The sequence below is a fragment of the Streptomyces graminofaciens genome (genome assembly GCF_030294945.1).
GTDB lineage: Bacteria > Actinomycetota > Actinomycetes > Streptomycetales > Streptomycetaceae > Streptomyces > Streptomyces graminofaciens.
This window is the reverse complement of record NZ_AP018448.1, coordinates 8,672,060-8,689,809: the sequence shown is the minus strand read 5'-3', so window position 1 is coordinate 8,689,809 and position 17,750 is coordinate 8,672,060. Positions and strand designations below refer to the sequence as shown.

General features: G+C 71.5%; 15 protein-coding genes and 1 pseudogene. 7 read left to right on the top strand and 9 right to left on the bottom strand.

Annotated features, from left to right (window positions below; all coding sequences use genetic code 11):
- Positions 1-93: 93 nt before the first annotated feature.
- From SGFS_RS38210 to SGFS_RS38200, 3 genes are all read right to left on the bottom strand, one after another.
- Positions 94-483 (bottom strand): VOC family protein, encoded by a 390-nt coding sequence (locus tag SGFS_RS38210; protein ID WP_286256766.1) that lies wholly within the window; start codon positions 481-483, stop codon positions 94-96.
- A 258-nt stretch (positions 484-741) separates the two neighbouring features.
- Positions 742-3,489, bottom strand: coding sequence for a pyruvate, phosphate dikinase (gene ppdK / locus SGFS_RS38205; RefSeq protein ID WP_434028119.1), 2,748 nt, complete (start codon positions 3,487-3,489; stop codon positions 742-744).
- Positions 3,490-4,001: 512 nt separating this feature from the next.
- A complete protein-coding gene (locus SGFS_RS38200) occupies positions 4,002-5,201 on the bottom strand; it encodes an ROK family protein (RefSeq protein WP_286260272.1) in 1,200 nt (399 codons plus the stop codon).
- 221 nt (positions 5,202-5,422) lie between these two features.
- Here SGFS_RS38200 and SGFS_RS38195 point away from each other — a divergent pair, with 221 nt between their 5' ends.
- Both SGFS_RS38195 and SGFS_RS38190 read left to right on the top strand, forming a co-directional pair.
- Positions 5,423-6,928 carry an MGH1-like glycoside hydrolase domain-containing protein gene (locus SGFS_RS38195; protein WP_286256764.1) on the top strand — a complete coding sequence of 502 codons (1,506 nt, stop codon included), beginning with the start codon at positions 5,423-5,425 and terminating at the stop codon, positions 6,926-6,928.
- On the top strand, positions 6,925-8,865 hold the full coding sequence (locus SGFS_RS38190; RefSeq protein ID WP_286256763.1) for an amylo-alpha-1,6-glucosidase: 1,941 nt from the start codon (positions 6,925-6,927) through the stop codon (positions 8,863-8,865). The genes SGFS_RS38195 and SGFS_RS38190 overlap by 4 nt, the downstream gene beginning before the upstream one ends.
- Positions 8,866-9,100: 235 nt before the next feature.
- Here the strand turns inward: SGFS_RS38190 and SGFS_RS38185 are convergent, their stop codons facing one another.
- Positions 9,101-10,405 carry a polysaccharide pyruvyl transferase family protein gene (locus SGFS_RS38185; RefSeq protein ID WP_286256762.1) on the bottom strand — a complete coding sequence of 435 codons (1,305 nt, stop codon included), beginning with the start codon at positions 10,403-10,405 and terminating at the stop codon, positions 9,101-9,103.
- 110 nt (positions 10,406-10,515) lie between these two features.
- Positions 10,516-11,658, bottom strand: coding sequence for a tRNA dihydrouridine synthase DusB (dusB, locus tag SGFS_RS38180; protein ID WP_286256761.1), 1,143 nt, complete (start codon positions 11,656-11,658; stop codon positions 10,516-10,518).
- Positions 11,659-11,722: 64 nt separating this feature from the next.
- Between dusB and SGFS_RS38175 the strand changes: the two genes are divergently transcribed.
- Entirely contained in the window at positions 11,723-13,174 is a 1,452-nt protein-coding gene (locus tag SGFS_RS38175) for an MFS transporter (protein WP_286256760.1), read from the top strand.
- A 30-nt stretch (positions 13,175-13,204) separates the two neighbouring features.
- Here the strand turns inward: SGFS_RS38175 and SGFS_RS38170 are convergent, their stop codons facing one another.
- Positions 13,205-13,876: a PaaI family thioesterase gene (locus SGFS_RS38170; protein WP_286260271.1), complete on the bottom strand. Its 672-nt coding sequence runs from the start codon at positions 13,874-13,876 to the stop codon at positions 13,205-13,207.
- Positions 13,877-13,923: 47 nt separating this feature from the next.
- Positions 13,924-14,007, bottom strand: a pseudogene (locus tag SGFS_RS38165) (tautomerase family protein); the annotation flags it as partial.
- Between the two features lie 116 nt (positions 14,008-14,123).
- Here SGFS_RS38165 and SGFS_RS38160 point away from each other — a divergent pair.
- The 3 genes from SGFS_RS38160 to SGFS_RS38150 all read left to right on the top strand — a co-directional run bounded on the left by SGFS_RS38160 (position 14,124) and on the right by SGFS_RS38150 (position 15,947).
- Positions 14,124-14,711 (top strand): TetR/AcrR family transcriptional regulator, encoded by a 588-nt coding sequence (locus tag SGFS_RS38160; RefSeq protein WP_286256759.1) that lies wholly within the window; start codon positions 14,124-14,126, stop codon positions 14,709-14,711.
- Between the two features lie 642 nt (positions 14,712-15,353).
- Positions 15,354-15,611 (top strand): hypothetical protein, encoded by a 258-nt coding sequence (locus SGFS_RS38155; protein ID WP_286256758.1) that lies wholly within the window; start codon positions 15,354-15,356, stop codon positions 15,609-15,611.
- Positions 15,612-15,743: 132 nt separating this feature from the next.
- Positions 15,744-15,947 carry a hypothetical protein gene (locus SGFS_RS38150; protein ID WP_286256757.1) on the top strand — a complete coding sequence of 68 codons (204 nt, stop codon included), beginning with the start codon at positions 15,744-15,746 and terminating at the stop codon, positions 15,945-15,947.
- A 25-nt stretch (positions 15,948-15,972) separates the two neighbouring features.
- Here the strand turns inward: SGFS_RS38150 and SGFS_RS38145 are convergent, their stop codons facing one another.
- Entirely contained in the window at positions 15,973-16,635 is a 663-nt protein-coding gene (locus SGFS_RS38145) for a CGNR zinc finger domain-containing protein (RefSeq protein WP_286256756.1), read from the bottom strand.
- A gap of 21 nt (positions 16,636-16,656) precedes the next feature.
- On the opposite strand from SGFS_RS38145, the gene SGFS_RS38140 reads away from it, so the two are divergent.
- Positions 16,657-17,115 carry a VOC family protein gene (locus tag SGFS_RS38140; protein WP_286256755.1) on the top strand — a complete coding sequence of 153 codons (459 nt, stop codon included), beginning with the start codon at positions 16,657-16,659 and terminating at the stop codon, positions 17,113-17,115.
- A 38-nt stretch (positions 17,116-17,153) separates the two neighbouring features.
- Here SGFS_RS38140 and SGFS_RS38135 read toward each other — a convergent pair whose 3' ends face one another.
- Complete coding sequence (locus SGFS_RS38135) at positions 17,154-17,744, bottom strand: TetR family transcriptional regulator (protein ID WP_286256754.1); 591 nt, start codon at positions 17,742-17,744, stop codon at positions 17,154-17,156.
- Between the last annotated feature and the right edge of the window lie 6 nt (positions 17,745-17,750).

The window sequence follows — 17,750 nt, the reverse complement described above, 5'->3', positions numbered from 1 at the left end:
GGAGATCCCCAGCCTCCGCGGCGCGCCGTTGCCGGTCGAGAGCCAATCAGCGGCTGGTGGCATGTCCACCACCAGCCGCCGCCATATGGGCGCTTACGCCGGCCAACCCCCGTACGGCACAGTGATCAGTTCCATCGCGTGGCCCGCCGGGTCCATGAAGTACACGCCACGGCCGCCGTCGTTGTGGTTGATCTCGCCGGGCTGTCTCCGGTGCGGGTCGGCGTAGTGCTCGATGCCGCGCTCCCTGATCCGGGCGTACGCCGCGTCGAACTCCTCCTCCGAGACGAGGAAGGCGTAGTGCTGCGAGGCGATCCGGTCCGCGGGGATCGTGGCGAAGTCCAGCGTGACGCCGTTACTGAGGTCCACCGCGATGAACGGGCCCCACTCGCTGGTGATCGCAAGGCCCAGCAGGCCCGCGAAGAACTCCGCGGACTCCCGGTTGTCCCGGGCGTGGACGATCGTGTGGTTCAACTTGACTGACAAGGAATGCCTCCGTGGGCATATCCCGACACCTCCATGCCTCACCCAGCCGGTGACCGACACGCGATGCTGCCGTCAAGGCTAGTCGTTCTTGCCGCCCCGAGACATGGGTCCTGAACCACCACCGAACGGCCCCCGAAAAAGAAGGCGGCACCCCCCGCACGGGGTGCCGCCCTCCCTTTCGTGATCCGGAACCGCCGCCCATCGGTGAGGGTCGGTCGGGGACGAGCGGCGGTTCCGGGGTCCGCAAAGCCGTACGGGTTACCGGTGGTCGCTGCCCACCGACTCGGACGCTGCCCGGCCCGCCTCCAGGCGCGCGACCGGGATGCGGAACGGCGAGCAGGAGACGTAGTCCAGGCCGACCTCGTGGAAGAAGTGGACCGACTCGGGGTCGCCGCCGTGTTCGCCGCAGACGCCGAGCTTCAGGTCGGGGCGCGTCTTGCGACCCGCTTCCACCGCGAGCTTCACCAGCGAGCCCACGCCGTCCTTGTCGATCGTCTCGAACGGGCTGACGCCGAAGATGCCCTTCTCCAGGTACGCGGTGAAGAACGAGGCCTCCACGTCGTCGCGGCTGAAGCCCCACACCGTCTGTGTCAGGTCGTTCGTGCCGAAGCTGAAGAACTCCGCCGCCTCGGCGATCTGGCCCGCCGTGAGCGCGGCTCGCGGTAGCTCGATCATCGTGCCGATCGCCAGCTTCAGCTTCGTGCCCGTCGCCGCCTCGACCTCCGCGATGACCTGGTCGGCCTCCTCGCGGACGATCTCCAGCTCCTGGACCGTACCCACCAGCGGGATCATGATCTCCGCGCGCGGGTCGCCCTTCGCCGCCTTCCGCTCGGCCGCCGCCTCCGCGATGGCCCGGACCTGCATCGTGAACAGGCCCGGGATGACCAGGCCGAGGCGTACGCCGCGCAGGCCCAGCATCGGGTTCTGCTCGTGCAGGCGGTGCACGGCCTGGAGGAGGCGGAGTTCGTTCTCGTGCGGCTCCTGGCGGGACTCCGCCAACGCCACGCGGACCGACAGTTCCGTGATGTCCGGCAGGAACTCGTGCAGCGGCGGGTCCAGGAGGCGGACCGTCACCGGCAGGCCGTCCATCGCCGAGAACAGCTCCACGAAGTCCTGCTTCTGGAGGGGGAGCAGCTCCTTCAGGGACTCCTCGCGCTCGACCTCCGTGTCCGCCAGGATCAGGCGTTCGACCAGCTCACGGCGGTCGCCGAGGAACATGTGCTCCGTACGGCACAGACCGATGCCCTGGGCGCCGAAGCGACGGGCGCGCATGGCGTCCTCGGCGTTGTCCGCGTTGGCGCGGACACGGAGACGGCGCTTCCTGTCGGCGAAGGCCATGATCCGGTGGACCGCCTCGACCAGTTCGTCGGCGTCCTGAGCACCCGCGTGCATCCGGCCCTCGAAGTACTCGACGACCGGGGAGGGGACCACGGGCACCTCGCCCAGGTAGACCTTGCCCGAGGAACCGTCGATGGAGATGAGGTCACCCTCCTCCACCACACGGCCACCCGGCACGGTCATACGGCGCCGCTTGGTGTCGACCTCCAGCTCCTCCGCGCCGCACACACACGTCTTGCCCATGCCGCGCGCGACCACGGCGGCGTGGGACGTCTTGCCGCCGCGCGAGGTCAGGATGCCCTCGGCCGCGATCATGCCGTCGAGGTCGTCCGGGTTGGTCTCACGGCGGACCAGGATCACCTTCTCGCCCGAGCGCGACCACTTCACGGCCGTGTACGAGTCGAAGACCGCCCGGCCGACCGCCGCACCCGGCGACGCCGCGATGCCCCGGCCGATCTTCTCGACCTTCGCCTCCTCGTCGAAGCGGGGGAACATCAGCTGGGCGAGCTGGGCGCCCGTCACCCGCTGGAGCGCCTCCGCCTCGTCGATGAGGCCCTGGTCGACGAGCTGTGTGGCGATACGGAACGCGGCGCCCGCCGTGCGCTTGCCGACGCGGGTCTGGAGCATCCACAGCTGACCGCGCTCGATCGTGAACTCGATGTCGCAGAGGTCCTTGTAGTGGTTCTCCAGCGTCTCCATGATCCGCATCAGCTGGTCGTACGACTTCTTGTCGATCGACTCCAGCTCCGCGAGCGGGACGGTGTTGCGGATGCCCGCGACCACGTCCTCGCCCTGGGCGTTCTGGAGGTAGTCGCCGTAGACGCCCTGGTGGCCGGAGGCGGGGTCGCGGGTGAAGGCGACGCCCGTGCCCGAGTCCGGGCCCAGGTTGCCGAAGACCATCGAACAGATGTTGACGGCGGTGCCGAGGTCGCCGGGGATGCGCTCCTGGCGGCGGTACAGCTTCGCGCGGTCGGTGTTCCAGGAGTTGAAGACCGCCTCGATGGCGAGGTCCATCTGCTCGCGCGGGTCCTGCGGGAAGTCGCGGCCGGCCTCGGTCTTGACGATCCGCTTGTACTTGGTGACCAGCTTCTTCAGGTCGGCGGCTTCGAGGTCCGTGTCGACCGTGACCTTCTTGGCCGCCTTCGCCGCGTCCAGCGCCTCCTCGAAGAGGTCGCCGTCGACGCCGAGGACCGTCTTGCCGAACATCTGGATGAGCCGGCGGTACGAGTCCCAGGCGAAGCGCTCGTCGCCCGCCTGCTCCGCGAGGCCCTTGACCGACTTGTCGGAGAGGCCGATGTTCAGGACCGTGTCCATCATTCCGGGCATCGAGAACTTCGCGCCGGAGCGGACGGAGACCAGGAGCGGGTTGTCGGGCTGGCCGAGCTTCTTGCCCATGGTCTGTTCGAGGGCGTCCAGATGGGCGGTCACCTCGTCACGGAGTGCCGCGGGCTCCTCGCCGCTGTCGAGGTAGACCTTGCAGGCCTCGGTGGTGATGGTGAAGCCGGGAGGCACGGGAAGACCGAGGTTGGTCATCTCGGCGAGGTTCGCGCCCTTGCCACCGAGGAGGTCCTTGAGGTCCCTGTTGCCCTCGGTGAAGTCATAAACAAACTTCACGCCCTCAACGCTCCGAGCTACGTGGCCTACGTGGGGATCTTTGTTTTCCGACACGGGTCCCAACTCCTTGAGGACGCGGTGGCTGCCCTGACGGCCAGGAACATACCCAGATCGAAGGCACCTGGGTACGTCCACTTGCGCGTCATGCGCCTGTAACCACCCGTCCGCCAGCAGATCGAAAGTCAAAGCTTGGCAAGGAGTCGAGGGTTTATGTGTTCACTTCTTGAATGTGCAGCGCGCCACAGGTCCTCGAATTTGCTCAGATGAGCGGCAATCGGCACGCCTGAGTTCGATCGATGAACGATCAAAGGGTGGCACTGGGTGCCACCCTTTTGGAAGGCAGAATCGGTCAAGATCCGCTCATCTGAGCGCCACCCCTATCAAGGGTGGCGAGAATCACGCAGCCGGAGGCGACCAGATTTCACCATGCGGACGCTCAGCACACCGCTCACGCGCCGCTCACACGCTCGCCGCACGGCCCGCGCCCCCGCTCACGCGCCGCTCACACGCTCGCCGCACGGCCCGCGCCCCCGCTCACGCGCTCGCCGCACGGCCCGCGCCCCCGCTCACACGCCCAGCGCCGCCAGGCGCTCCTCCGCCCGCTCCGGCGCGTAGAGGTGCTCGACGACCAGCGCACCCGCCCCGACCAGGCCCGCACGCTCTCCCAGCCGCGAGGTCACCACGTCCAGGTGGGCCGTGGAGCGGGGCAGCGCCCGCTGGTAGAGCAGTTCCCGTACGCCCGTGAGGAAGGGGGTCCCGGCCAGATCCCCGGCGATCATCAGGACCCCGGGGTTCAACAGCGTCACCACCGTCGCCAGCACGTCCCCCACGCACCGGCCCGCCTCCCGCGCCAGCGCCGTCGCCGCCGGGTGCCCGGCGGTCAGCAGATCGCGCACATCTGAGCCCGAGGCCGCCGGAACGCCCGACTCCGCCAGGCTCCGGGCGACGGCGCCGCCGCTCGCGACCGCCGCCAGACAGCCGTACGAGCCGCAGCGGCACAGCGTGTCCGCGCCCTGCGGCACCCGGATGTGGCCGATGTCGCCCGCGCCGCCGTCGATGCCCCGGTATATGGCGCCGTCGACGACCACACCCGCGCCTATGCCCGTTGACACCTTGATCAGGACGAAGGCCGAGCAGTCCGGGTAGCCCGCGCTCTGTTCGCCGTACGCCATGAGGTTGGCGTCGTTGTCGACGAGGACCGGGACGCCGGCCGGGGCGCCCGCGTGCTCGGTGAAGGCGCGGGACAGGCGGCCTCTTATGTCGTAGCCGTCCCAGCCGGGCATGATCGGCGGCTGGACGACACGGCCCGTGTCGGAGTCCACCGGGCCGGGCACCGCGAGGCCGATGCCGCACACCGCGTCCGCCGTACGGCCCGCCTTCTCCAGCAGCTCCGCGAACCACCGACCGAGGCCGTCCAGTACGGCGTCGGGGCCGTCCTCGATGACGAGGGTGCCGGAGTGCTCGGCCTGGATCTCACCCGTGAGGGAGAGGACGGCGGCGCGGGCGTGGCGGGTGTCGAGGTCGGCGGTGAGGACGACCGCGTGTTCGTCGTCGAACTCCAGCGTGATGGAGGGGCGACCGCCGAGCGGGGAGTCCACCGGGCCGCCCGCGCCCTCGCGCAGCCAGCCCGCCCGGAACAGCCGGTCCAGGCGCTGGCCGACCGTGGCCCTGGACAGGCCCGTGGCCTGCTGGAGCGCGCCCCGAGTGGTGGCCCGGCCGCTGCGGACCAGCTCCAGCAGATCTCCGGCACCGGCGTGACTGCCCACCTTCACGGACCTTCCCCTCGTGCGATCACTCACCCGATCATCCACCCGCGCCGACGACCCCCGCGCCGCCCGACGGCACGCGGTAACGCGGCGTTCATTGCCGCGCACCCCCTTGCGTTCACCAACTCTGCATTACATCCTGGGTTTTGCGTGTTAAATAGACGTAACCCTACGGTAGCTACTGCCGAACCGGTCGGCACCTTGTCCTCAGGGAGCCCTGCGTGGACCGCACAACCCAGCTCACCGCCCTTCGACCAGGCCCGAGCGCGCCTCGCGACGTCGATGTATACGATCCGTCCGCCCTGGCCGGATCGCTGCACCGCCGGGCCGCAGACGTGCTGGAGGCGAACTGGACGGGGACGTCGACGGTTCCCTCGCGTGGCCTGTATCCGCACCAGTGGTCGTGGGACTCGGCGTTCATCGCGATCGGGCTGCGGCATCTGTCACCGCTGCGGGCGCAGACCGAGCTGGAGACGCTGCTGGACGCGCAGTGGGGCGACGGCCGGATCCCGCACATCGTGTTCAACCCCTCCGTGCCGCTCGACGCCTACTTCCCGAGCCCCGACTTCTGGCGCTCCTCGACCGCGGGACGCGCCGCGGGCGCCCCGCTCACCACGCAGACCTCGGGCATCGTGCAGCCGCCGGTGCACGCGCTGGCGGCGTGGCTGGTGCACCGCTCCGACCCGGGGCTGTCCCGGGCGCGTGGCTTCCTGTCCCGGGTGTACCCGCGGCTGGCCGCCTGGCACCGCTATCTGCTGCACCGCCGTGACCTCGGCGGCGGCGGGCTCGCCTCCGTGGTCCACCCCTGGGAGCAGGGCATGGACAACAGCCCCACGTGGGACGCCCCGCTCGCCCGGATCACCCCGGCTCCGGCCCGCTCCTTCCGCCGCGCCGACCTCGACCACGGGGCGGCCGAGGACCGGCCGACGGATCTGGACTACGGGCGGTATGTGCGGCTGGCGACCGACTACCGGGACGGGGGGTACAGGGACCGGGCGGGCGGGGGGTACAGGGACCGGGCGGGCGGGGGGTACAGGGACCGGGCGGGCGGGGGAAACAGGGCCGGGCACGGCGAGTTCGGCGTCGAGGACCCCGCCTTCAACGCGCTGCTCATCGCCTCCGAACACGCGCTCGCCCGGATCGCGAAGGAACTGGGCGCCACGGACACGGCCCGGCACGCGCGCGCCGAGCGGCTGACGGCGGCCCTGGTGGAGCGGCTGTGGGACCCGGCGGAGGGGATGTTCTTCTGCCGCGATGTGATCGGGGACGAGCTGGTGCCCGAGCGCAGTGTCTCCGGGCTGCTGCCCCTGCTGCTGCCCGGCCTGCCCCGCGCCATCGTCGCCGCGCTCGTCCGGACGGCCCACGGGCCCCGTTTCGGGCTCGGCGACAGCACCCGGCTCGCGCCTTCGTACGACCTGACCGGTGAGGCCTTCGATCCGCACCGGTACTGGCGCGGGCCCGCCTGGTTCAACACGAACTGGCTGCTGGAGCGCGGGCTCAGGCTGCACGGCGAGACGGGGCGGGCCGACGCGCTGCGGGCCGCGTTCCTGACGACCGCGGGCGAGTCCGGGTTCGCCGAGTACGTGGACCCGTACACCGGAGAGGCCTGCGGAGCGCTCGGCTTCGGCTGGACCGCCGCGCTCACGCTCGACCTGCTCCACCAGGACGATCACCGCACCAACCAGACCATGTTCGACAGGGGCGTCAAGGGAGGGGACCGGGGATGACGGACCGGCATCATCTGCTCGTACACGGGGGGACGTTCGCCGCCGTGGGCGACGGCGGCGACATCAGCGGAGTGCGGGGCAGCGGCTCTCCCGACGGGTTGTTCGTCCGCGACGCCCGGCATCTGAGCCGCTGGCAGCTCACCGTCGACGGCGCCGTGCCCGAGACGCTCACCCCGGTCGTGGACGGGGACACCGCGCGCTGTGTGCTCGTACCGCGCGGCGGGCGCCAGGAACCGCCCGCGTACACGCTCTTCCGTGAACAGGCCGTCTCCGACGGGGCGTTCGTCGAGTCGCTGCGCGTCACCAGCAACCGCCCGGTGCCGGCCACGGTCCGGATCGCGGTCACCGCGGACGCCGACTTCACCGACCAGTTCGAGCTGCGCTCCGACTTCCGTACGTACGCCAAGGCCGGCGCCGTCAGAAGGCGCGAAGTCCTCGACGACGGGGTGGAGTTCACCTACCGGCGCGGCGAATGGCGGTCCTGTACGACCGTCACGGCCGAGCCCGCGCCGGACTCCGTGGAGGAGACGGGGACGGGCGCGCGGCGGCTCGTCTGGGCCCTCGACCTCGAACCGCACGGCTCGGTGGAGCTGATCCTGCGGGTGATGGCCCGGCCGCACGGCGACAGGCGGGCCCTGCGGGTGCCGCGCGACCCGGCCGCCGTGCGCGAGCAACTCCTCGCGCTGGAGGGCGACTTCGTGGAGGGCGTCGCCTTCCCGACCGGCTGGCCGGAGTTGGCCGCCGCCTGCGCCCGGGGCCTCACCGACCTCGCCGCGCTCCAGGTCCCGGCGACCGGCCTCGACGGCGAGGTCCTGCGCGTACCGGCCGCCGGAGCGCCCTGGTTCCTCACCCTCCTCGGTCGCGACGCCCTGCTGACCTCCCTCTTCGCCCTCCCCTACCGCCCGGAACCGGCCGCCGCCACCCTCCTCGCGCTGGCCGCCGCCCAGGCGACCGAGGTGGGCCTGGAGGCCGTCGCGCAGCCCGGCAAGATCGTGCACGAGGTGCGCCACGGCGAACTGGCCCACTTCGGGCAGGTGCCGTACGGGCGTTACTACGGCTCGGTGGACGCGACCCCGCTCTTCCTCGTCCTGCTCGGCGCGTACGTCGAGCACACCGGCGATGTGGCCCTGGCCCGGCGCCTCGAACCGCACGCCCGGGCGGCGATCGGCTGGATGCTGGACCACGGCGGCCTCACCTCGCGCGGCTATCTCGTCTACCGCGCCGACCAGGGCGGCCTGTCCAACCAGAACTGGAAGGACTCCCCCGGCGCGATCTGCTCCGCCGACGGCAGCCGCCCGGCCACCGGCCCGGTGATGGCGGCGGGCGCGCAGGGCTACGCGTACGACGCGCTGCGCCGCACGGCCGGGATCGCGCGGACGGTGTGGGAGGACGAGACGTACGCCGCGCTGCTGGAACAGGCCGCCGGTGACCTCCGCGACCGTTTCCAGCGGGACTTCTGGATGCCCGAGGCGGCGTTCCCCGCGCTGGCGCTGGACTGCGAGGGCCGCCAGATCGACGCGCTCGCCTCCGACGCGGGGCATCTGCTGTGGTCGGGGCTGCTCGACAAGGAGTACGGCGAGGTCGTCGGCCGGCGGCTCCTCGAACCCGACTTCTTCTCCGGGTGGGGGGTGCGCACGCTGGCCTCCGGGCAGCCGGCGTACCACCCGCTGTCGTACCACCGGGGGTCGGTCTGGCCGCACGACAACGCGCTGATCACGCTGGGGTTGGCGCGGTACGGGCTGCACGACGAGGCACGCGCGGTCGCCGGGGCGCTGGTCGACGCGGCGGTGGCCTCCGGCAATCGGCTGCCCGAGGTCATCGCGGGGTATGGGCGAGGGGCGCACGCGGAGCCTGTGCCGTATCCGCACGCGTGTGTGCGGGAGGCTCGCTCTGCGGCGGCGCCCTTGGCGTTGCTCACGGCTGTAGGCGGGGCGTAGGGGTATTGGCGGGTGCGGTCGTGGGGAGACTGCGGGTCCGTTGTGGCCGGTCGCGAAGTTCCCCGCGCCCCTTAACTCGGGAGGCTCGCTCTGCCGCGGCGCCCTTGGCGTTGCTCACGGCTGTGGGCGGGGCGTAGGGGCACTGCCGGGTGCGGTCGTGGGGAGACTGCGGGTCCGTTGTGGCCGGTCGCGCAGTTCCCCGCGCCCCGTGAAGGGCGCTCCCCTCACCGGCGTTTCAGGTGGTTGTCTCCAGCAGTCGGTCCGCCTCCCGCCTCGCCTCCCCCTCCGTCCATGCCCAGGTGGCTGTGGTCGTGGGGCGGTGGGCCGTCCAGGTTTCCCAGTAGTTGCGGGTCTTGCCGTAGCGGTCGGCCACCACGACGTGGGGCAGGTCCAGCAGCAGGCAGAGGACGTGGCCGTGGAGGCGGTCGGTCACGGCCACTCTGCCCGCCGTCAGCAGGCGGCAGCCGCGCGCCAGTTGGAGGCGGGCGAGGCCGTCGTACGCGGCGATGAGGGAGGGCATGGCACCCGTCGGGTCGCCGGAGGAGGCCCGGCACAGGGCGCGGGCGCGGTTGCGCCACAGCGCCTCCTTGGCCTGGCGCCAGCTCTCGTCGCCGCCCTCGCGGATCCAGTCGAAGACGTACGGGCCGCCCGAGGGCTCTCGTGCCGGGCCCCGCCGCGCCGGTGGGCCCTTCGCCGACTCCTTGTCCTCTCTCGCCAGCCAGACCACGTCATGGGTGACCGCGGCGCTCGCCAGCGCCCCCGGTGGCACCGCGAACGCCAGGTCGGGGGCGAGCAGCGAGGGCGCCTCGAAGACCGTACGGGCCCGGTGCAGGCTGTGCCGGTCGCGCAGCAGCAGTGTCAGATCGGGGTGGGCGTCGAAGACCCGGCGGGCCCGGGTCAGGTTCCTGTGCTTGGTGAAGTGGATGGACTGGGGGAGCTGCACGATCCGGCGGTTCGGGAAGTCCCGCATCACCTGCTCGCGCAGTTCCTGGTTGTCCGGCCACAGGTCGCCGATGCGGCCGCCGCCCCCGAGCAGGATCGGGCCCTCGGGCAGGCAGGCGGCGAGTTGCCCGGCGTCGTACGACATCAGGTCGCAGGCGTAGCGGACGTTCGCGCCGAGCGCGCCGAGCAGGGCCCGCTGGCCGAGCCAGATCGCGCTGTCGCCGACGTTGGAGTGCAGCGGCGCGTCGATGAGGGCGCACTTGGTGCCGGCCGGGACCAGGCGGTCCAGGACGGTGACGACGTACGAGACGTAGTGCGCGCAGTGGGCGACGTAGGAGGAGGGGCTGGTGTACGGGGAGGGGTAGGAGTAGCGGACGCCGGGCCGCTCCGGCGGTCTGTCCGGCTTTCGCGCCGGGGGCTTCCTCGGCGGCCTCTTCACATGGGTCTTCGGCGCATTCGTCTTCGGTACGTACTCCTTCGGTACGTACTCCTTCGGTACGTACTCCTTCGGTACGTACTCCTTCGGCACGTACGTCTTGGGTGACTTGTCCGGCGACTTGCTCGGCGCCTTGCAGGGGGTCTCATTCGCTCCGCACACCGGGTGGCGCTACCCGGACATTTCCACACCCATTCCCAGATGTCGGAAACCGGCCGTACAACGACCGGAACGCCGACCGGACACGCACCGAAGCGGCCCGAACGGGTCAACTACCCTCCGGACGTGTCCAGTTCGGCGTCCTCGCTCACACCCGCGCAGTCGTACGGGTCCTTGAGCCAGCCGTCGGGCAGGACGACACGGTTGTTGCCGGAGGTACGGCCGCGCGGGCCGTCGGCGCCGGTCGGCCAGGGCTGGTCGAGGTCCAACTCGTCGAGCCCGGATCGGAGTTCCTCCAGGGAGGACGTGATGGCGAGACGCTTGCGCATCTCGCTGCCGACCGCGAAGCCCTTCAGGTACCAGGCCACGTGCTTGCGGAAGTCGACGACGCCCTTGGACTCGTCGCCGATCCACTCGCCGAGGAGCGTGGCATGGCGGACCATGATGTCGGCGACCTCGCGGAGGGCGGGGCGGGCGATGTCCTCGTTCCGGCCCTCGAACGCGGCGACCAGGTCCGCGAACAGCCAGGGCCGGCCCAGGCAGCCACGGCCCACGACGACTCCGTCGCAGCCCGTCTCCCGCACCATCCGCAGCGCATCCTGAGCCGACCAGATGTCGCCGTTGCCGAGGACGGGGATCTCCGGGACGTGCTCCTTGAGGCGGGCGATGGCGTCCCAGTCGGCCGTGCCGCCGTAGTGCTGGGCGGCGGTGCGGCCATGCAGGGCGATGGCCGTGACGCCCTCCTCGACGGCGATACGGCCGGCGTCGAGGTAGGTGATGTGGTCGTCGTCGATGCCCTTGCGCATCTTCATCGTCACGGGCAGGTCGCCGGCGCCGGACACCGCCTCGCGCAGGATCGCGCGCAGCAGGTTGCGCTTGAACGGGAGGGCGGAGCCTCCGCCCTTCCGCGTCACCTTCGGGACCGGGCAGCCGAAGTTCAGGTCGATGTGGTCGGCGAGGCCCTCCTCCGCGATCATGCGGACGGCCTTGCCGACGGTCGCCGGGTCCACGCCGTACAGCTGGATCGAGCGCGGCTTCTCGGTCGCGTCGAAGCGGATCAGCTGCATGGTCTTCTCATTGCGCTCGACCAGCGCCCGGGTCGTGATCATCTCGCTCACGAACAGGCCCTTGCCCGCGCTGAACTCTCGGCACAGCGTACGGAAGGGCGCGTTGGTGATCCCGGCCATGGGGGCCAGGACGACGGGCGGCTGGACGGCGTGCGGGCCGATCCGCAAGGGGGACACGGGCGTGGACATTGCTCCATTCTCACGTACCGGACGAGGTGCGGCGAAATTCATTAGTTAGGCGTACTATTCATGCATGCCCGAGCTCAGCCACCGACGACGCCGGCTCGTCCTAGCGATCTGCTGCATGAGCCTGCTGATCGTGAGCCTCGACGTCACCGTCCTCAATGTCGCCCTCCCCTCCATGCGGGAGGAACTCCACGCCGACACCGCCGGTATGCAGTGGACCATCGACGCCTACACCCTCGTGCTGGCCTCACTGCTGATGCTCGCGGGCTCCACGGCCGACCGGATCGGCCGCCGGAAGGTCTTCATGGCGGGCCTGGTCGTCTTCACGATCGGCTCGGTGCTGTGCTCGCTCGCCCCGAATCTGGAGCTGCTGATCGTCTTCCGCATGGTCCAGGCGGTCGGCGGCTCGATGCTGAACCCGGTCGCCATGTCGATCATCACCAACACCTTCACCGACCCGCGCGAGCGCGCCCGGGCGATCGGCGCGTGGGGCGCGGTGGTCGGCATCTCCATGGCCGCCGGTCCGCTGATCGGCGGGCTGCTCGTCGAGTCGGTCGGCTGGCGCTCGATCTTCTGGATCAACCTCCCGGTGGGCCTGGTCGCCCTGCTGGCCACCTGGCGGTACGTCCCCGAGTCCCGCGCCCCGAAGGCCCGCCGCCCCGACCCGGTCGGCCAGGTGCTGGTGATGGCGCTGTTCGGCTCCCTGACGTACACGATCATCGAGGCGCCCACCGCGCCGGTCGCCTCGACGGCCGTCTTCGCCGGTATCGCGCTCGGCGCCTTCCTCGGTCTGCTGTGGTACGAGCCCCGGCGCGATGAACCCCTCATCGACCTGCGTTTCTTCCGCTCGGTGCCGTTCAGCGGGGCGACGGTGATCGCGGTCAGCGCGTTCGCGGCACTCGGCGGCTTCCTGTTCCTGTCGACGCTGTATCTGCAGAACGTACGCGGCCTGGACGCGCTCCACGCCGGTGTGTGGATGCTGCCGATGGCGTTCCTGTGCTTCGTCTGCGCGCCGGTGGCGGGACGGCTGGTCGGCAGCCGGGGGCCGCGGCTGCCGCTGCTGGTCGCCGGGATCGCGATGACGGCGTCCGGGGTGCTGTTCGCCGCCTTCGAGGGCGAGACCTCGAACGTGACCCTCTTCCTCGGCTATGTGCTGTTCGGGCTGGGCTTCGGTTTCGTCAACGCGCCCATCACCAACACCGCGGTGTCCGGGATGCCACGGTCCCAGGCGGGTGTCGCGGCCGCGGTCGCCTCCACCAGCCGCCAGTTCGGCCAGACGCTCGGCGTCGCGGTGATCGGCGCGGTGCTGTCGGCGGGCATCGGCTCGTCCTCGTACGCCGAGTCGTTCCTCCCCGCGGCCCGGCCCGCGTGGTGGATCGTCGCCGGGTGCGGGTTCGCGGTACTGGTGCTGGGCGCGCTGACGACCGGGCCGTGGGCGCGCGGGACGGCGGAGCGGGCGGCGGAGCGGCTGGAGTCGCCGGAGGTCAAGGAGGCGGCGGGGGTGCGGGCGGACGCGTAGGCCCGCCTCTCCCGTCAGCGGCCCCCGCCCTCACATGCCCGGGAAGAGGTTGCGGGCGTGGTCCGGGTTCGGGGTGACGAAGACCGCCTCCCCCGTCACCAGGGGTCTGGTGGGATCCGCCTCCGTCGCGATCGAGCCCGTCACGTGGAGCGTGCGGTTCTCGCGGGCGGTGACCCCGGCCCGTACGAGGAGGGGGGTTTCCAGCGGTACGGGTCCCCGGTAGCCCAGCTGGAGTGACACCGTCATGGCGGGGGTGCCCTCGGCGGCGCAGGCCCAGCCCATCAGTTCGTCGAGGAGCATGGCGCTGAAGCCGCCGTGGCCGTAGCCGGGCGGGCCCTCGTGGGCGATGCCGAGGACGCACCGGCCGACGACGCCGTCGTCGTCCGACGGGGTCACGCGCAGGGGTGGTGCGACAGGGCTGCCGGTGCCGGTGACCGGGCTGTTCATGCGTGTCCCGCCGGGGAACTCGTCCACGTCCGGGATCTCCGCGCGCGTCCGGCGGCGGCCGGTCAGCCGGGCGACGAGCCCACGGACGCCGGCGGCCACGCCGTGCAGGGTGTCCGGCGCGGCCTCGGTGCGGACGGTGGCGTCGACCAGGGTCCGGAGTTCGTGCCCGAGGGCCGCGATGGCCGCGCGCCGGTGCTCCAGTTCCATGTCCGGGCCGGTGCTCGTGGGTTCGGGCGCGAGCGGGGTGCCGTTCATGTTCACGGGGTTTGTCGTACGAAGACGGGCTTGAGGTGCTTCTCGGGTACGGCGGCGAGGTCGCGCTGAACGGTCGTACGGCCCTCTTCGGTGAGGGCACCGGTCGGGGCGGTCAGCCGGATCATCGGCATGGCTGCTGCTCCTGAGTTTTCCGGGTCTCCCGATGATCTATAACGATCGTTACAGGCAGGGCCACGTTAGACTATGACGGCCGTCATGACCAAGAGGCGAGAGGGGAAGCGCACAGGTGAGCCGTAGCAACAGCACGCCGTCCCGTGAGCGGATCGTGGCCGGGGCCGCCGACATGATCAGTCGGCGGGGACTGAGCGCCACGAGCATTCGGGAGATGGCCAAGCACGCCAAGGCGCCGCTGGGCTCGACGTACCACTACTTCCCCGACGGCAAGCAGCAACTGGCCACGGAGGCCGTGCGGTTCACGGGCGGGTGGGTGGCCCGCAGGCTGCGCACGGAGTTGGAGGAAGGCCCGGTCGCGGGGCTGATGGCGTTCCTCGCCCTGTGGCGGAAGATCGTCGTCGACAGCGACTTCCACGCGGGCTGCCCGGTGCTCGCGGTCGCCATCGAGGAGCCCCCGGACGACGAGGCCCCGCCCGCGCTGGTGGCCGCGGCCGAGGTGTTCGAGGAGTGGGAGTCCCTGCTCGCCGCCTCACTGCGGGCGCACGGCGCCGAGGCGGGGCAGGCGGCCCAGCTGGCGACGCTCGTCGTCGCGGCCGTCGAGGGCACGGTGGCCCTGTGCCGAGCCAAGCGCAGCGCCGAGCCGCTCGACAGCACGGCGGAGCAGCTTCGGGCGATCGTGGCGGGGGCGATCAGCAGCTGAGCAGGGGCGGCCGCCAGGGGCTGTTCAGCGGCCGGGGACCGAGGGAACTCCGGCCACCGGATCCAGGGCGGCGGCGTCCGTCACGACGGGCCCCGCCCCCGGGAGAGCGCGGCGCGGACGGCCTTCGCCTTCTCCTCGGTGAACACGCCGCTGTCGAGGAGGGAGAGGACGGACAGGACTCCGCCGCTCGATCCCCAACTGCCCTCGTCGATGACGCGGAAGTTGACCCACCAGGCCGGCGACGGGGCTGCTAGGGCCTGTCGTCAAATTCCCGTCGTCCGCCCGGAGGGCGGGCCGCGCGGCGGCGTGGGGGTACCTCCCGCTCGAGCGGAGCCGAGAGTGGGGGAGCGTGCTCTCGGCGTGCCGGGCGCAGGCCCTCGTACTGGTAGTACGTGGGTCTGTGTCCGGTGCGGTGAGAGTGTGTGCATGGCGTCGCGCGGCAGGCGGGAATTTGACGACAGGCCCTAGGCCGCAGGCGTCGGCCAGGGCCGCCGGGAGGCGTTCGACGGCCTCGGTCCGTACCTCCTGACGCCAGTCGCCGTCCATGACCGCCACGTCGATCACCATCACGTCCAGGCCCTGTTCGGCGTCGGCGAGCAACTGGCCCCCGATGGCCATCATGTCGGGCTCACGCTCGACGAAGTGCACCTGGAAGCCCACCCGGGCGGCCGGGGCGAACTGCCCGACCTCGGGCACGAGCACCGCGTCCGTCAGGGTCTCGGCCAGTACGCGGCGCTGCTCCCGGTCCAGGGCGATCGCGTGCAGCCTCTTCGTCCGGCCGGGGAGTCAGGGCTGGGCGCGCTCGCGCTCGCCGTCGGCCGGGGGTGGCCGGAGCCGGACCGGGCCGTGCTGCTGGCGGGCGTGGCGCTGACGACGTGCTGCTGGCGGGCGTGGCGCTGACGATCGGGCCGATCCTGCGGCTACCGAGAGTCATCGGCTGGAACACCAACATCCCGAGGGTGCAACCCCGTTGGCATCGGTCATGCTGCACACTCCTGAACGACGAAACGAGACCCGTCTTCCGGAGGCGTCATGCCGCAGTTGGACACGAGCAAGGTGAGTCGCTGGGACCAGCACGGGCGCGAACACACCGTGCGGGTGCGGCGCACCGGCATACAGCGCACGATCAGATGCGACACCTGCGGCTGGCGCAAGGGCGCGCAGTTCCTGCCGTGGCTGAAGGCGGAGGAACACCTCGCCGAGGCCCATCAGGCGACGGTGGACCCGTCGGCGTGACGGCGCGCCGCGAACCGGCCTCCCTCTACGCGCCGTTGCCGCGAGCGCGGTGGGCGCGCACCTTGTGGCGGTTGCCGCAGTTCTCCATCGAGCACCAGCGGCGGCGGCCGGGGCGCGAGGTGTCGGCGAAGACGAGATAGCAGCGCTCGCCGGAGCACATCCGGATCCGGTCGGCGTACGGCCCGGTGAGGAGGTCGACGGCGTCCCGGGCGGTGGTGGACAGGAGTTGTGCGCCGGTGGCCGTCTCCGGGGCCCAGTGCCGGGTGCCGTCGGGGCCGAGGGCGGGGGCCAGCGGGGGCCGGGCGGCGGCCCGGTTGATGACGTCGAGGTCGGCCGGGCCGGCGGCGGAGACATCCAGGCCGGGCAGGCCGTCACCCCGTACGCGCGTCACGACCGTACGGAAGAGCGCGTCGCGCAGCCGCCGGGCGTCGGCCACATCGTCGTCCGTGATGTCGAGCGCGGGGGTGGGGGTGAGCCGGGAGCGCTCCGCCCAGGCGACCAGGTCGTCCGGCGTGCGCAGCGCCTCGTGCCGGGCGAGGTCGCCGGGACCACCGGTGGTGAGCACTTCGAGGGAGAGGGCGCCCGCGTCGAAGCGATAGCGGGTGCCGATGTGGGAGCGCAGGACGATGCCGGCACCCGGCGACACGCCGGATCCGGATCCGGCCGATGCCATGGACGAAGAAGCCATGTAACCAATATAACCGGTTACATGACTGCCCCACTGCACTGGAAACTGGTCATCGACACGACGGACGCGCAGACGCTGGCCGACTTCTGGGCCGCCGCGCTGGGTTACGAGGTGGAGGACCAGAGCCGCCTGATCGCTCAGCTGCTCTCCTCCGGCGACCTCCCCGAGGCCGCGGTCACCGAACACGACGGCCGCCGCGCCTTCCGCGGCCTGGCCGCCGTACGGCATCCCGAGGACCCGTACGACGCCTTCACCGGCATCGGCGCCGGTCGCCGCCTCCTCTTCCAGGACGTCCCGGAACCGAAGACGGTGAAGAACCGCCTCCACATCGACGTCCACGCCGAACCGGACGGCCGGGACGACCTGGTCGCCCGCCTGGAAACCCTGGGCGCCACCCGCCTCCGCGAGGTGAACCAGGGCCCGGCCGGGCACTGGTGGGTGATGCTGGACCCGGAGGGCAACGAGTTCTGCGTGGCGTGAGGGGCCCCGAGCGCGTGAGTAGCCGATGACAGCCGGACTCAGTCCGCCCGCAACCCCCGCACCACGAGGTCCACGACGGCCGTGAAGTCGTCCATGACCCCCGGCTTCTCCCAGGCGCGGGCGTACCCGGGGTCGTGGAAGCGGCCGGTGGCGTGGAAGACGGCGCGGGCAGCGGTCGCGGGGTCGGTGGTGGTGAACGTGCCGCTGTCGACGCCGGACTCGATGATCCGGGCCAGCTGCCCGGTCAGCTCGTCGATGTGGACGGCGACGGCGTCGCCGTGATCCCCGGTCAGCACCTGGTAGGTGGCGAACAGCTCGGGGTCGTCGCCCGCCTTGCTGCGCTTGGCGGCGAACAGGGCGGCCAGCCAGTCGCGGAGCCGGGACTCCGCGTCCCGGTCCTCCTCGGCGATGACGGTCAACGTCGCCGTCGCCCGGTCCAGCCACCGCTTGGTCACCGCCTCCCGCAGCGCCGCCTTCGTACGGAAGTGGCGGTACACGCTGCCGTGACTGACCCCGAGCGCGCGGGCCACGTCGACCACGGTGGCCTTGGCCGGGCCGTGGCGGCGCAGCACCTCCTCGGTCGCCTCGAGGATGCGCTCGGGGGTCAGGGTCTCGGAGGTCGGTGCCATGAGGGG